Here is a 15,989-nt window from a genome sequence, read left to right as displayed (position 1 = left end):
AAAAGACCCCGGCCTAAAGCAGACCGTGTGAAAACGCGGTCTGCCAAGATCAAAAACAAATGCCCCGACTTGTCGGGGCATTTGTTTTTCTGAAATCGGAAAAATAAAGGGCCAAACAGCCATTGCTTGAGATTGCCGAAGGGGTGTTCGACGATGGAGCGCCGGCTGGCCATCATCTCGGGATGGGCTCGCATTCGTTGCTCCATGCGTTCGAAGGCGGCCTCTTGAGCATGACGCGTGAGGTAGCGGCGGCTCGCTTGGGGACAGCGACTTTTTAACGGACAAACGCTGCAATCGGCGATAGCCGCCTGATAAATTCGCTCGTCTTTGTTCATCTGCTTGAGCGTTAGCCACTGGCCAGCAGGGCATTGATAACTGTCGCTGTCCGCCTCGTATTTGAAGTCCGCACGATCGAAAAACTCAGTGCCGCCACCTGGATTGTTAACCGACCGATTAGCGGGCACAAAAGCCGTGATGCCGGCCTCTTCACAGGCCTGAAACTGCTCGCCATTAGAGTAACCAGCATCGGCCGTCACGCTGAGTTGCGGCTGCTGCAATTCAGCTTTGGCGGCTTTTGCCATGGGCTCAAGCTGCTGCCGGTCTGCGCCGTCCTGAGTCACCTCATGGTGCAAAATCAGGCAATGCTCAGCATCTACAGCGCTTTGGATGTTGTACGCCACGAACTTACCGGAAGGTGTCCGCATTTTCTGGGCTTCGGACTCGCCCACAATGTGTTGAACCAGACCTTGAGCCTCCATCAGCCCTTGGCAGGTCTGGTTATTGGCCTTTTTTACCTGCAACTCACGAAGCGCCGCCCGCACCGCTGAACGGTCAATGGGGTCGCTTTCTTCACTGTGATCCGCCTCTTCCAGTTGCGCCAAATAACGAGCGATCCGCTGCTCAAGCGCCGCCTCCTGGTGTTTGAGGTTTTTCGGCGTCATGTGCTTGCGATTAGACGCCACCGCCTGAAACTTGCTGCCGTCGATAGCTACCAACTCGAGCGAATACGTTGGAAATAACCGTACAGGTAGAGTTTGAGCAGATCCGCGGGATCGTACGAAGGGCGCCCCGTGGCCTTGGGTCTGGCTTTGTCGAAGCCCAACTGCTCAAGGTCCAGAAGGGAAATATAGGCCTCGATCACCCGAACCAGATGGTCATCGGGGATAAGTTCGTCCAGCGAAAGTGGAAACAGCGCGCTCTGGGAGCGGTTTTCACCTTGGATATAGCGCATAAGAAAAATGCCCGTACCTTGCGATACGGGCATTTTCTTTAACCGGCCAGCAGATTGCTAGGTTTTCACACAGTCTGCATTGGCCGGGGTCTTTTTTTTGCACGCCTCTCACGATGGCAGCGAATGAATCAGTTCAGCGCCACTGTAGGGATCGCGTGTAATTCGATCTGCGATAAAGTCGCTGGGCTGCCCTGCTGATTGCGAACGACACCATTGGTATTCTCTACCAGCGGCTCCCTCCTGAAGCGCGCCATGAACCCGCGTGCACGCGCTGACACCGAATCAGTGCCCCCTCTCGCCCCCGCCAGCACTGGATTGTAGTAGCTTGCGACCTGACTCTGTGATGTCTTGAATACCGAAGTGACACCACTGCGCAGATCCAGTGACGCGCCATAGGTATTACCCAAACAGGAAGAGTACGACCAGTGATCCCAGGTTGGCTGCAGACCTTGGCGCTTCATCACCGACCTGACCGGCCCGCCAATGTCGGCACCCGTCAGCCAGTCCCCACCCACCAGGGTGGCGCGAATATCCTTCGCAGATCCCCCCAGGCGCTGCGTCACATCCCGGATACTGCGCTCGATGAGCGTGCCGATGTTGTGATCGAAATGAATGACTGCCCCGACCTTGGTGATCGGGTTGTACAACGAAGCTATCACACACGACTGCGCGTTCAGTGAGAACAGATAGTTGTCGGCCGCAGCCTCACTGAACCTCGCAACCACTGCTTCGCCCTGCAACGCCCCTCTTGCCACTTGCGGGTTGGCATGCCCAGGAAACGCCATCCGCAAATCATTCACTCGGTCGAGGTTGCGCACCGTATCATTCCCACCCCTCAACCCCACTTTATTGTGCGTCCATTTCCCATTCGGCATTTTGCGTAGCGGCTGTTTGTAAATCGCTCCGGGACGACTGGCATCCACCAGGCACAGGCCGTCAAAATAGACATCCTTCGTCACTTGGTAGTACCTGCCTTTACTCCGTATATAGTAAGTACTTTCCCGTTGCGATGCGCTGGATGGGCTGCGATAGGTGCCCTGGAAAATGCCCTCCTCGGTCACCAGCCGCAGGTTTTCAGGCGTTGTCTTGACCGCTTGTTTTGGCTTGAAGCGTATTGACCGAATCAACGGCCCGGCCTCCTTGGCAGCGACCGAAGTCACTTTACTCAAGCGCTGGGCGGACAATGACATTAGCCTCACTGCAAATTTCAAGCTCCTGGCCATCGCCCCTAGTGACTTGAGGGCGGACCTTGCCCCGAGCGCCGCGAACAGTGCTCCCCATGATGCCTCCAGCCAGTGCTCCAGTGCGTCGGCCGTGTCGCCTTTCAAGTGTGCCTCGATCGCCTGCTTGGAACTGATGACAACAAAGGTGACATCCAGCAGCAGGGCAAAAGGGGGGCAAACCATGCACACAGGAATGGCCGCAAAGTACAGCCCCTTTAAGACCTGCTCCATGATCATCTCGGCACGACTTGTGGTGATGTCCTCCACATCGGTGATAGCACGCGTGATGTAAGCATCGAACTCAGCCTTGATATCAGTCACACGATTGAGCTCGCGTAATGTATCGACGCGCGTGGTCGCCGCCGTCAAAGCCTCCAGCGAGCCACTTACCGCGGTGCGCGCACTGAGTGCTACCCGCTCCAGTATGTAATCATGCAGTTGTGCGACAACCTCCCCGGAGAAGCCCCAATACTTGCGAAACATGACGCCGTCCGGAGCATCGGGGGTGTACAACCAAGGATTTGCACCCTTCGAATCATAGGTAAAAACATAAACGCCCTGCACCACATGACCGCCGACGGTGAACTTGATCAGCCCCTCACGGCTCACGACATCTTCCGGGTTCGACGGACTGCGCGTAGAGACTATATGGTCTAGAAGGGTGACTTGCCGGGTGAGGCTCGAGAATTCATCGGCATTCAACACGGACTTGCCATACGCGACACGCAGGTCGCGGTCCATCTTGACCAGCAGCATTCTGCGGAAGGTATCGCGGCGACTATAGTACGCAGGGTCCTCGGCCTTAAGAAATTGGGCACGTATATGCTCCGCATATTTTTCGCCCAGGTACGCACGTCGAATATATATCGCCAGATCCGCGCTGCGGACCTGCGTCAAGTCCTGCCCAACAGAAGAGCGCACACCCCTTCGGGGGTTATCGATACCCGAATTGTCGTCATAACCATAGATCGCAAGATCCAGCAAACTGGCTACCTCCGTCCGCCCATCTGCCAGCCCCGGGCGGTAGTCAATGAGAACAGTTGCAGGGTCGACCGGCTCATGCACGCCTTTGCTGCGCATGTAAGATGCAATATCTTGCGTGACGGTTCGTTTGGCGAAGTCCACAAAAACTTCATAGCTCGCAAGCTGTTCGTTGAATTTCTGCTCATGGACCCGGAACTCATGCCTCAAACTGCTAATGGTTCGCCGGGAGTCCATCGACAGAGCGGAGTACCATCGGGGGGACTCGTTCAGCTCTACGTGTTTCAGATTATTGGTCAGGCCCATCGCAACAGCGTCCTCAAGGCATGCCCTGAAGCCAACCACCGCGCCCCTAAGATCTTTGTTCAAATCCCATGATATCGGCTTGTTCGTCACCTTGATAAGGAAGGCCTCAGCCTTATCACGACTGATTGGATTGAGTTGCTGCAACAGGTACTCACGACCTGCCTTGCTTTTGGTCCATCCGCCTATCTCCCCACTCACGCCCCTCAGAGAGGCCAACTCGATCCACTCTTGGCCATCGGGCTTGCCGGGGGCATACAACAACAGGTCGCTGACCGTACCCGGTACATCTTCGCGGTAGAACAACAGAAGGTCGGCACATTTCATGGTATTGGGCAACACAAGACCGGCGACGCGCAAAGCGGAGGCAGACTGCTGCGAGGTTTCGCTCTCCCATAGGGCTTTGAGATTGTCATGGTTGGTCACGCTCAAATGACCTGCACAACGCGCAATAAATGCGCTTTGCTGCAGTCGAGCCGTGTACCAATCGAGCATGGCGTCTTTCAGTTCTGCGCGGCCATACTGATCGGTAAGTGGTTGTAAATACCCCGCAGGGGCATCCACTTCCGATAGCAACTGCCTCATGAACGCGAGCGAAAGGGGCTGGTTGCGCAGCGTGGTTCCGTTTGTTACCGAGAGTACCGAAATGGCGTCTTTCCTTAATGCCCCCCCCGCCAGCAGCTCGCTCAGGTTGTAGGTTTGCGTCGGTTTGCCGACAACCGCTTTCCATTGCAGCTGCACTTGAATGCTGTCGGGCTCGACCTCCATGTCCAGTTCAAGCCTGACATAGTCCTTGACCAGTCGACGAGTGTAGGCCCGTAACGAGTCCAGGCCGTCGAGCAGCTCATCCACCAGTGCCTGCGCTTGTAAGGTCTGCTCCTGAAAAGCCTCTAACAACGTTCGGTCAGGCTCTTTCAGTACCCTCAGCCAATGAGGCAATTGCAAACGCGCTTGAGCCTCAAGTTGCTGGCGTTCCTGCATTGTCGCCAGCGCGGTTATTTGCCCCGTCTGATGCCAGGCATCCTGGAGCTCTTCAATTTTCCCTCGTAGCTCATCGACACTCAGGCCAGCCAATTGGTCGGTTTTGAAAATCGTGCTGAATGCCACCATGTGCTGATAAAGCTTGCTGTTGATCATCTGAGCAAGCGAGGCATCGTCCCCTGCCAACGTCCAATGACGAAGCAGATAGTCCCTGTAGTGCACGATAAACCCCAAGGCCGCACTTTCCACAGCCTGGGCTATGGCATCCCGACGCTCGGCCGGAATACCCTGGTCAGCCGCCCCTGGCCAGCGGTAGGGTGCATCCTGTTCTTCGTCATGGGCCACAGGTTTCTGGTCAATCATTCGTTGCAGGACCGTGTCGAGCACGGTCTGGATGAAGCGTGGATCTATGTTGCCTTCGTTGTAATGGGTGCGCAGCTCGATCAACAGATACTCTTCCAGCACCTCTAGCATAGTCAGCTGGGTCTGCAGCCGTGCATCGATGACAACCTGCCATCGAGTCAATTTCTCCAGGATCGCTTGTGCAGTTGCCTGCGGCGGGGAAGGATCCGGCCCCGCGCCGTTCACATTGCTTTGCAGCTCGATAGTGTTGTCCATCACATTCTCTCCCGTTGTATGGACCCTCACCTTATCCAGCAGACAACACGCCCAGGTCATACATATGTATATCGAAGCGCCAACCGCCGTGGTACGAGACTCGCTTATCCACTTTGACTACGACCTGGCGTACACTGCGCGCTTTCGCAGCCTTGGGCTGCCCCCCTGTAGATTTTTTCCAAAGGTGCCCGCCATGCCTTGGCTGCAAGTACGTCTCGCCATCAGCCCAGAACAAGCCGAAACCTATGAAGACGCTTTCCTTGAAGTGGGCGCCGTGTCGGTGACCTTCATGGACGCCGAAGATCAGCCGATCTTCGAGCCGGAACTCAACACCACGCCGCTGTGGTCGCACACGCACCTGCTGGCCCTGTTCGAAGGTGGCACCGAGCCTGGCCCGGTACTGGCCCATCTGGAGTTGCTGACCGGCAGCCCGCTGCCCGAACACCATAGCGAAGTGATCGAAGACCAGGACTGGGAACGCAGCTGGATGGATGGCTTCCAGCCAATGCAATTCGGCCAGCGCCTGTGGATCGTGCCGAGCTGGCACGCCGCGCCGGAACCTGACGCCGTGAATCTGCTGCTGGATCCGGGCCTGGCGTTCGGCACCGGCACCCATCCGACCACCGCACTGTGCCTGGAATGGCTCGACGGTCAGGACCTGAAGGACTGCAACGTGCTGGACTTCGGCTGCGGCTCGGGGATTCTGGCAATTGCCGCACTTTTGCTGGGCGCCAAGGAAGCCGTCGGTACCGATATCGACGTGCAAGCGCTGGAAGCCTCCCGCGACAACGCCGGGCGCAACGGTATCGCCGACGAGCTGTTCCCGCTGTACCTGCCGCAAGACCTGCCGCAGGTGCAGGCCGACGTACTGGTGGCCAACATTCTCGCCGGTCCGCTGGTTTCCCTGGCGCCGCAGCTGTCGGACCTGGTCAAGTCGGGCGGTCGCCTGGCGCTGTCGGGCATCCTCGCCGAACAGGGCGATGAAGTCGCTGCCGCCTACGCCAAGGACTTCGATCTGGACCCGATCGCCAATCGCGATGGCTGGGTGCGCATCACTGGCCGTCGGCGCTAGAATGAGCGCCTGCATAATCCGGATCGCCGCATGACCGACAGCTTCGTCACCCAGTGCCCGCATTGCCAAACCAGCTTCCGCGTCAGCCATGCCCAGTTGAGCATGGCGCGTGGCGTGGTTCGTTGCGGCTCCTGCCTGCAGGTGTTCAATGCCGCCAGGCAGCTGCTTGAGCAGGCTGGCAAGGAGCCACCAGTCGCGATGCCGCTCCCGCCTGTGGAGCCGGTCGAACCATCGCAGCCACGCGCCATCAGCCAAAAGCAATGGAGCGCGACCGAACTGGACCTGGACAGTCTCGACCTCGACGAAGAGCTCGCCCGGCTCGAACAGCGGGAAATTCAGCCGACCACCGAACTCGGCCGCCATCGCGACGACTCACTGAGTGCCCGTCGCGACAGCACCGGGCAGGATGACGAGGAGCCGTGGTCCGACAGCCTGTTCAGTGAGTCGGCGGCCGATCGTGCGCAACTCGACGAACCGCTCGACAGCCTTGAAACGCCAGAGCCTACGGTCGAACCGAGCAAAGCCTCGCGCACCGAACCTTCGCTGTCCCTGGAACCGGTTGATCTCGACGACGAACTGCAGCCACCCCACTTGCGATTGCACGACCCTCTCGATGCGCCGCTGAACCACGAGCGCCTGTCGGCCGCCGACGAGAGCGAAATCGACGACAACCTGCCCTCGATAGAACCGCTGCGCAAGCGACGCGAACGCAGCGAACCGGGCGTGCGCGCCGAAGTCCTGCAAGACCTGACCGACGACCCGCTGCAACTGGACTGGCAAAAACGCCGCTCGCCCTGGGGCCGACGGCTATTTTGGTTGCTGCTGGTGCTGATTGCCGCTGGCGCCCTCGCCGGCCAGTACATCGCCTACCATTTCGACGAACTGGCGCGACAGGATCAATATCGCCCGTGGTTCCAGCAACTGTGCCCGCAAATCGGCTGCACCGTGCCCTCCAAAGTCGACATCGCGAAAATCAAAAGCAGCAACCTGGTGGTGCGCAGCCATCCCGAATTCAATGGCGCCCTGGTGGTCGATGCGATCATCTATAACCGCGCGCCGTTCTCCCAACCCTTCCCGCTGCTGGAGCTGCGCTTCGCCGACCTCAATGGCCACCTGATCGCCAGTCGCCGCTTCAAACCTGGCGAGTACCTCAATGGCGATCTCGAAGGCATGGCGGAAATGCCTCCGCAAACGCCGATCCACATTGCCCTGGACATTCTCGACCCAGGCGCCAAGGCCGTGAACTACAGTCTGAGCTTTCACTCTCCGGAGTGAAACGCTTCATTGCCCCCGGATTAACGTCGGCTTTCTGACTGCCCTTGGCCAACCAAACCACGGGTAATAACAGAATAACTGTTCAGAATTTGTTCAATTCAGCCTTTATCCAGTCATCGAGAGCGGGTATCATGCCAACCCTTTTTCGAACTCTCATGATCCGGCCCCACAACAGGGAAGTCCTATGTCGGCGGTACGCATCGGCCCATACACATTACATAACAGCTTGATTCTCGCCCCCATGGCGGGAGTCACCGACCAGCCCTTTCGTCAGCTGTGCAAGCGCTTGGGCGCGGGACTGGTCGTCTCGGAAATGGTCACCAGCGACATGAGCTTGTGGAACACCCGCAAGTCGCGCATGCGCATGATCCACGAAGGTGATCCCGAGCCACGCTCGGTACAGATCGCCGGTGGGGACGCGCAGATGCTGGCGGACGCCGCCCGTGCCAACGTTGAAATGGGTGCGCAGATCATTGATATCAACATGGGCTGTCCGGCAAAAAAAGTCTGTAACAAGGCTGCCGGTTCCGCACTGTTGAAGGATGAACCCCTGGTAACCGAGATCCTGCAGGCCGTCGTGGCTGCGGTCGATGTGCCGGTTACCCTGAAGATCCGGACCGGTTGGGACCGGGACAACAAGAACGGCCTGACGGTGGCGAAGATCGCCGAACAGGCAGGCATTACGGCGCTGGCGGTGCATGGCCGCACCCGTGCCGACCTGTACACCGGTGAAGCCGAGTACGACACCATTGCCGCGATCAAGCAGGCGGTGTCGATCCCGGTCTTCGCCAATGGCGATATCGATTCGCCGGAAAAAGCCCGGTACGTGCTCGACGCGACCGGTGCCGATGGGCTGTTGATTGGCCGGGCTGCCCAGGGGCGGCCATGGATTTTTCGCGAGATCGATCATTTCCTGCGTACCGGCGAGAAACTCCCGGCGCTGGAACTGATCGAGGTGGAACGCATTCTGCTAGAGCATCTGGCTGCCCTGCACGCCTTCTATGGCGATGTCATGGGTGTGCGCATTGCTCGAAAGCATGTGGGCTGGTATCTCGCAACCCTGCCGGGCGCCAGGGAGTTTCGCGCCCACTTCAATCGTTTGGATGGTACGGATGCACAATGCGCCAACGTTCGGGCGTTTTTCGCCGAGCGTTACAAGAGCCTGACAGGGGACGGAGAGTGGGTGGCCGCATGACGATGATGACCGAGACTTTAGTGAGTGGAACAACACCCGTGAGCGACAACGTGAATTTGAAACAGCACCTCAATACGCCAAGCGAAGAAGGCCAGACCCTTCGCGGGAGTGTCGAGAAGGCGCTGCACAATTATTTCGCCCACCTTGAGGGCGCTGCCGTCACGGATGTGTACAACCTGGTGCTCTCCGAAGTCGAGGCTCCCCTGCTCGAGTGCGTGATGAACTACGTCAAGGGCAACCAGACCAAGGCCAGCGAGATGCTCGGGCTTAACCGGGGCACGCTGCGCAAGAAACTCAAGCAGTACGATTTGTTGTAAGCATTCAATCAAACCAGAAAGGCGCCCGCGTAAAACCGGTCGCCTTTTTTGCTGACTTCCTTTGCTTTTGATGGAAATTGAGATGACCGACCAGACTACCCGCCTGCCGATCCGCCGCGCCTTGATCAGCGTTTCCGACAAGACCGGGATCCTCGAATTCGCCAAGGAGCTTGAAGCCCTGGGCGTCGAGATCCTCTCCACCGGCGGGACGTTCAAGCTGCTGCAGGACAACGGCGTTGCCGCAGTGGAAGTCGCGGACTACACAGGTTTTGCTGAAATGATGGACGGCCGGGTGAAGACCCTGCACCCGAAAATCCACGGCGGGATCCTCGGTCGTCGTGGTATCGACGACGCCATCATGAACGAGCACGGCATCAAGCCGATCGACCTGGTAGCGGTCAACCTGTACCCGTTCGAAGCCACCATCAACAAGCCAGGCTGCGACCTGCCGACCGCCATCGAGAACATCGACATCGGCGGCCCGACCATGGTCCGTTCGGCAGCCAAGAACCACAAAGACGTGGCCATCGTGGTTAACGCCAGCGATTACGCCAGCGTCCTGGAAAACCTCAAGGCCGGTGGCCTGACCTACGCCCAGCGTTTCGACCTGATGCTCAAGGCGTTCGAGCACACCGCCGCCTACGACGGCATGATCGCCAACTACATGGGCACCGTGAACCAGGCTGCCGAGACCCTCTCGACCTCCGGTCGCAGCGAGTTCCCGCGCACCTTCAACAGCCAGTTCATCAAGGCCCAGGAAATGCGCTACGGCGAGAACCCGCACCAGAGCGCGGCGTTCTACGTGGAAGCCAAGCCTGCCGAAGTCGGCATCGCCACCGCGACCCAGCTGCAAGGCAAGGAACTGTCGTACAACAACGTGGCCGACACCGACGCCGCGCTGGAATGCGTGAAGAGCTTCGTCAAGCCAGCTTGCGTGATCGTCAAGCACGCCAACCCGTGCGGCGTGGCTGTCAGCCCCGATGCCGAAGGCGGCATCCGTCAGGCCTACGAACTGGCCTACGCTACCGACACCGAATCCGCGTTCGGCGGCATCATTGCCTTCAACCGCGAGCTGGACGCCGAGACTGCCAAGGCCATCGTCGAGCGTCAGTTCGTCGAAGTGATCATTGCCCCAAGCGTCAGCGAAGAGGCCCGCGCTATCGTCGCTGCCAAAGCCAACGTACGCCTGCTGGCCTGCGGTGAGTGGTCGGCTGACCGCGCTGCTGCCTGGGACTACAAGCGCGTCAACGGTGGCCTGCTGGTACAGAGCCGAGACATCGGCATGATCGGCGCCGATGACCTGAAAGTGGTGACCAAGCGCGCTCCGACCGAACAGGAAATCCACGACCTGATCTTCGCCTGGAAAGTCGCCAAGTATGTGAAGTCCAACGCCATCGTCTACGCCAAGAATCGCCAGACCATCGGTGTCGGCGCCGGCCAGATGAGCCGCGTGAACTCCGCGCGTATTGCTGCGATCAAGGCAGAACATGCCGGTCTGCAAGTCGCAGGATCGGTGATGGCATCGGACGCGTTCTTCCCGTTCCGTGACGGTCTGGACAACGCGGCCAAGGTTGGCATCACTGCGGTGATCCAGCCTGGTGGCTCGATGCGTGACAATGAAGTGATTGCGGCCGCTGACGAAGCCGGTATCGCGATGGTCTTTACTGGCATGCGTCACTTCCGCCACTGAGTACACGATCAACTGTAGGAGTGAGCCTGCTCGCGATAGCGTCCTTTCAGACACATTGATTCTGACTGTAACGCCATCATCGCGAGCAGGCTCACTCCTACAGAAAAGCAGCTTCAGCGCTGCCCACAGAATTAGCGTCATCCGAGGTTTTTGAAATGAATGTTTTGATCATTGGCAGCGGTGGCCGTGAACACGCACTGGCCTGGAAAGTAGCTCAGGATCCGCGTGTGCAGAAGGTGTTCGTGGCTCCGGGCAACGCCGGTACCGCCATCGAAGCCAAGTGCGAGAACGTCGCCATCGATGTACTGGCACTTGAGCAACTGGCAGACTTTGCCGAGAAAAACGTTTCCCTGACCATCGTTGGCCCTGAAGTGCCGCTGGTTGCCGGTGTTGTGGACCTGTTCCGCAGCCGTGGCCTGGATTGCTTCGGTCCGACCGCTGGCGCTGCGCAGCTGGAAGGTTCGAAAGCCTTCACCAAGGACTTCCTGGCGCGCCACAAGATCCCGACTGCCGACTACCAGAACTTCACCGAGATCGAGCCGGCCCTGGCTTACCTGCGTGAAAAAGGCGCTCCGATCGTGATCAAGGCCGATGGCCTGGCCGCCGGTAAAGGCGTGATCGTCGCCATGACCCTGGCCGAAGCCGAAGACGCCGTGCGCGACATGCTGGCGGGCAATGCCTTTGGTGATGCGGGTTCGCGCGTGGTCATCGAAGAGTTCCTGGACGGCGAAGAAGCCAGTTTCATCGTCATGGTCGACGGCAAGAACGTGCTGCCGATGGCCACCAGCCAGGACCACAAACGCGTCGGCGACGGCGACACCGGTCCAAACACCGGTGGCATGGGTGCTTACTCCCCGGCGCCAGTGGTCACCGCCGAGGTGCACAAGCGCGTCATGGACCTGGTGATCTGGCCGACCGTGCGCGGCATGGCCGAGGAAGGCAACGTCTACACTGGCTTCCTGTACGCCGGCCTGATGATCGACAAGGCTGGTAACCCAAAAGTCATCGAATTCAACTGCCGCTTCGGCGACCCTGAGACCCAACCTGTGATGCTGCGCCTGCAGTCGAGCCTGGTGTTGCTGGTCGAAGCAGCCCTGGCGCAGGCACTGGATAAAGTAGAAGCACAATGGGATCCACGCCCGAGCGTCGGCATCGTCCTGGCCGCTGGCGGCTATCCTGGTGACTACGCCAAAGGCGTGGCCATCAATGGCCTGGATGCCGCCGCCGCACTGGAAGGCAAAGTCTTCCACGCCGGTACTGCGCTCAAGGACGGTCAAGTCGTAACGGCCGGTGGTCGGGTGCTTTGCGCTACGGCCATGGGCGCCAGCGTTGATGCTGCGCAGCAGCAGGCTTACAAGCTGGCGGCATCGATTGACTGGGAAGGCTGTTTCTATCGCAAGGACATTGGCTACCGTGCCATTGCCCGCGAGCGTGGCGAAAATCAGGAATAAGGCAAACACCGCGCCAGGCAATGAACACCGTTTATTGCCTGGCTGTTCCGGCGCCGCGCATCGTTATATTCTGGCATCAACCTAAGAAGGGATTTCGCCGTGCGCTGGCTCAGGATTGCCATAAGCTTGACCGTCACTTTGCTGACCTTGCTCTGCATGCTACCGGCCCAGGCCACGCAAGGCAGTGGCTGGGCGGTATTGCTCGACGAACAGGGCGACCTGCAACTGAGCGACATCCGTTCCGCACGCTACACCAATCAATTCAGCCCTATCGAACTCGACCGCATTACCGCAGCCGAACCCGATGGCGCGCTATGGTTGCGATTCAGGCTTGCACCGGGCAAACACGAACAATTGCTGCGGGTGTTCGCACCCGATCTGCGCCAGTTCAACATGTACGTACTGGACGGCGACAAGCTGATCGATCAATCCAGCACGGGCAACGAACGCCCCCAATCCGAGCGACCATTGCCCAGCAACGACTTCATGCTGGCCCTGCCGCAAAGCGACACCCCCCTTGACGTATACCTGCGACTGGCCTCCGACCACCAGCTACGGCCCTATATCACCCTGCAATCGGCGATCCTCTCGGCCGCCAACCAGAACCAGACGCTGATCTATGGCCTGCTGTTCGGTTGCATCGCCATGCTGATCCTGCACAACCTCATCCGCTACGCCTACACCCGCTCGCGCAGCGCCCTCTGGTTGGCGTCGTGCGAAGGGTTGTTGATGCTCAGCCTGCTGTTGTTGCTGAACCTCGCCGGCCCCTGGCTGCCGGACTGGCATGCACTGCAAACACCGGGGGCTTACCTGGCATTGATCATGACTGCGCCCTGCGGCCTGATGCTTGCCTATCGCTTCTTCGCCCCGCTGGGCCCGCACCCGCTGAACCGGTTGCTGCTTGGCGAGGTCCTGCTCATCACCGCGTGCGGCCTGATGCTGCTGTTCGTCAATACCTTGCCGCTGAACTTCATTACCTACGGCCTGGTAGCCCTGGCAGGTCTGACCATGCTGTTCATCAGCGCCTATCACTGGCAAAAAGGTTATCGCCCGGCTCGCCTCTTCGTGGCGGCCATGGTGGTGTTCAACCTCGGGACACTGGTCATCCTGCCCGCGCTGTTGGGGCTGACTCTGGTCGAACCCAATGGCCTGATCACTACCTTGCTGGTGTTCATCTGCATCAGCGGCCTGCTGATGAGCATTGCGCTGAGCGAGCGCCAGCGCCGCATCACCGAAGACCGTTTCAGCATCAGCCGTGACCTGGCGGCCAGCAACGCCGAGATCAACACCAAGGCCGAGTTCCTGGCGAAGATCAGCCATGAGATCCGCACTCCGATGAACGGCGTCCTCGGCATGACCGAGCTGCTGCTGGGCACGCCACTTTCGGTCAAGCAACGCGACTATGTGCAGACGATCCACAGCGCCGGCAACGAATTGCTGACACTGATCAACGAAATTCTCGACATTTCCAAACTCGAGTCCGGGCAGATCGAGCTGGACGATGTGCAGTTCGACCTCAATGCACTGATCGAAGACTGCCTGAGCATCTTCCGCGCCAAGGCCGAGCAGCAAAACGTCGAGTTGATCAGCTTCATCCAGCCGCAAGTGCCGCGGGTGATCAGCGGTGACCCGACACGCTTGCGCCAGACGCTGTTGAGTTTGCTTGAAAACGCCCTGAAAAAAACCGATGAAGGCGAAATCCTGATCGTCGTTGCGCTCGACGAGCGCAACACCAAACCACGCCTGCGTATCGCCGTGCAGGACAGTGGCGAGCCCATGGACGTCGAAGAACGCGACGCCCTGATGCACGCCGAACTGCACAGCCGGCATTTTCTTTCGGCCACCCAGCTGGGCGGCAACCTGGGGCTGGTGATTGCCCGTCAGCTGATCCGCTTGATGCAGGGTGAATTCGGGATCAAGAGCGGCAACAACCAGGGCAGCACCCTGTGGCTGACCCTGCCGCTGGACCCGGATCGCCTCGAACACCCGACATCAGACCTCGACGGCCCGCTGCAAGGTGCGCGGGTATTGGTGGTGGACGACAATGACACCTGTCGCAAGGTACTGGTGCAGCAATGCAGCGCCTGGGGCCTGAATGTCAGCGCCGCACCTTCCGGCAAGGAAGCGCTGGCCCTGCTGCGCACCAAGGCTCACTTGCGCGATTACTTCGATGTGGTCCTGCTGGACCAGAACATGCCCGGCATGACCGGCATGCAACTGGCGGCCAAGATCAAGGAAGACCCGAGCCTGAACCATGACATACTGCTGATCATGCTCACCGGCATCAGCAACGCGCCGAGCAAGATCATCGCACGCAACTCCGGGATCAAGCGCATTCTCGCCAAGCCGGTGGCCGGCTACACCCTCAAGACCACCCTGGCGGACGAACTGACCCAGCGCAACAAAGGACTCGTCGCGACCCTGCCCGTGCCAAGCGGCCCGGCGCTACCGGTCAAGGTCCCCTGCGACTTCCGCATTCTGGTGGCTGAAGACAACAGCATCTCGACCAAGGTGATCCGCGGCATGTTGAGCAAGCTCAACCTGCAACCGGATACCGCCTGCAACGGCGAAGAAGCCTTGCAGGCGATGAAAGCCCAGCGTTACGACCTGGTGCTGATGGACTGCGAAATGCCAATCCTCGACGGCTTCTCGGCCACCCAACAATTGCGCGCCTGGGAAGTCGGCAACCAGCGGGCTCGCACCCCTGTAGTGGCGCTGACCGCCCATATCCTTGCCGAACACAAAGAACGTGCGCGACAGGCCGGCATGGACGGGCACATGGCCAAGCCGGTGGAACTGTCGCAGCTGCGCGAACTGATCGAGCACTGGGTCGCCCAGCGTGACCAGCAGAATCGCGCAACGACCCAAACGTCCTGAGCCGACAGACTGCGCAACCCCTGATAGACTCCCCCTCGACTTCCCTCGCCAGTGAGCCCGGCACCATGCTCCATGTGTTGTTCAGCGTTTACTTGAAGATGCTGGTGCTCTACAGCCCGTTCTTCGTGTTGTCCTGCTTCATCAGCCTGACCCGTGGTTATTCGCGCAAGGAACAGCGTCGGCTGGCCTGGAAAGTAGCGGTCGCCACCCTGGTCTCCAGCGTTCTGCTGTATTTGTTCGGTCGAGTGATTTTCAGTGTGTTCGGCATTACCGTGGACGCATTCCGCATCGGCGCAGGCAGCGTGCTGTTCATCTCGGCACTGGGCATGGCGCAAGGCAAATCGGCGGTACAGACCGACAACGTGCAGCAGGATGTCACCATCGTTCCGCTGACGATCCCGCTGACAGTCGGCCCCGGCACCATCGGCGCCTTGCTGGTGATGGGCGTGAGCCAGCCGCACTGGGACGACAAGCTCACGGCCATTGTCAGCATTGCCCTGGCCAGTTTTACCGTGGGCGTGGTGCTGTTTTTGTCCGGTCGTATCGAGCGCATTCTCGGCGACCAGGGACTACAGATCGTCAGCCGATTGATGGGGTTGTTCGTGTGCGCACTGGCGGCGCAGATCATCTTCACCGGGGTGAAGGGTTATCTGGTGCCTTGAACATAAAGCACTCCGGTTCTGGCAAATCGTGGGGCTGGCAGACTCGAAGCATCCAGGATGTCGCCGTGTGCCTCACCGCTGCACGGCGCCTGCTTCGTACTCCTCGCAATGCA

At 59.3% G+C, this 15,989-nt stretch carries 9 protein-coding genes and 1 pseudogene; 8 read left to right on the top strand and 2 right to left on the bottom strand.

Annotated elements, in window-relative coordinates; all coding sequences use genetic code 11:
* Positions 1 to 110: 110 nt before the first annotated feature.
* Together AC3IX1_RS03210 and AC3IX1_RS03205 are read right to left on the bottom strand one after the other, a co-directional pair.
* A pseudogene (locus AC3IX1_RS03210) lies at positions 111 to 1,231 on the bottom strand (transposase); the annotation flags it as partial.
* A gap of 128 nt (positions 1,232 to 1,359) precedes the next feature.
* On the bottom strand, positions 1,360 to 5,337 hold the full coding sequence (locus AC3IX1_RS03205; RefSeq protein ID WP_489387107.1) for a type III effector 1: 3,978 nt from the start codon (positions 5,335 to 5,337) through the stop codon (positions 1,360 to 1,362).
* 193 nt (positions 5,338 to 5,530) lie between these two features.
* On the opposite strand from AC3IX1_RS03205, the gene prmA reads away from it, so the two are divergent.
* From prmA to AC3IX1_RS03165, 8 genes are all read left to right on the top strand, one after another.
* Positions 5,531 to 6,409: a 50S ribosomal protein L11 methyltransferase gene (prmA, locus tag AC3IX1_RS03200; protein ID WP_489387106.1), complete on the top strand. Its 879-nt coding sequence runs from the start codon at positions 5,531 to 5,533 to the stop codon at positions 6,407 to 6,409.
* Between the two features lie 30 nt (positions 6,410 to 6,439).
* Entirely contained in the window at positions 6,440 to 7,684 is a 1,245-nt protein-coding gene (locus AC3IX1_RS03195; protein WP_489387105.1) for a DUF3426 domain-containing protein, read from the top strand.
* 184 nt (positions 7,685 to 7,868) lie between these two features.
* A complete protein-coding gene (gene dusB / locus AC3IX1_RS03190; RefSeq protein ID WP_057712163.1) occupies positions 7,869 to 8,879 on the top strand; it encodes a tRNA dihydrouridine synthase DusB in 1,011 nt (336 codons plus the stop codon).
* Complete coding sequence (fis, locus tag AC3IX1_RS03185) at positions 8,876 to 9,196, top strand: DNA-binding transcriptional regulator Fis (protein WP_015093301.1); 321 nt, start codon at positions 8,876 to 8,878, stop codon at positions 9,194 to 9,196. The genes dusB and fis overlap by 4 nt, the downstream gene beginning before the upstream one ends.
* 82 nt (positions 9,197 to 9,278) lie before the next feature.
* Positions 9,279 to 10,886, top strand: a complete 1,608-nt coding sequence (purH, locus tag AC3IX1_RS03180; protein WP_489387104.1) for a bifunctional phosphoribosylaminoimidazolecarboxamide formyltransferase/IMP cyclohydrolase — start codon at positions 9,279 to 9,281, stop codon at positions 10,884 to 10,886.
* 155 nt (positions 10,887 to 11,041) lie between these two features.
* Positions 11,042 to 12,337, top strand: coding sequence for a phosphoribosylamine--glycine ligase (purD, locus tag AC3IX1_RS03175; protein ID WP_095944207.1), 1,296 nt, complete (start codon positions 11,042 to 11,044; stop codon positions 12,335 to 12,337).
* Between the two features lie 99 nt (positions 12,338 to 12,436).
* The gene (locus tag AC3IX1_RS03170; protein WP_489387103.1) at positions 12,437 to 15,214 is read left to right on the top strand and encodes a hybrid sensor histidine kinase/response regulator; all 2,778 of its coding nucleotides are present in this window, start codon (positions 12,437 to 12,439) and stop codon (positions 15,212 to 15,214) included.
* A 65-nt stretch (positions 15,215 to 15,279) separates the two neighbouring features.
* Complete coding sequence (locus AC3IX1_RS03165; protein WP_008053960.1) at positions 15,280 to 15,876, top strand: MarC family protein; 597 nt, start codon at positions 15,280 to 15,282, stop codon at positions 15,874 to 15,876.
* The last annotated feature ends 113 nt before the right edge of the window (positions 15,877 to 15,989 follow it).

The organism is Pseudomonas sp. KH_046_2 (assembly GCF_057838985.1).
Note: the sequence above shows the minus strand (reverse complement) of the source record. Positions and strands in the feature narration are given on the sequence as shown.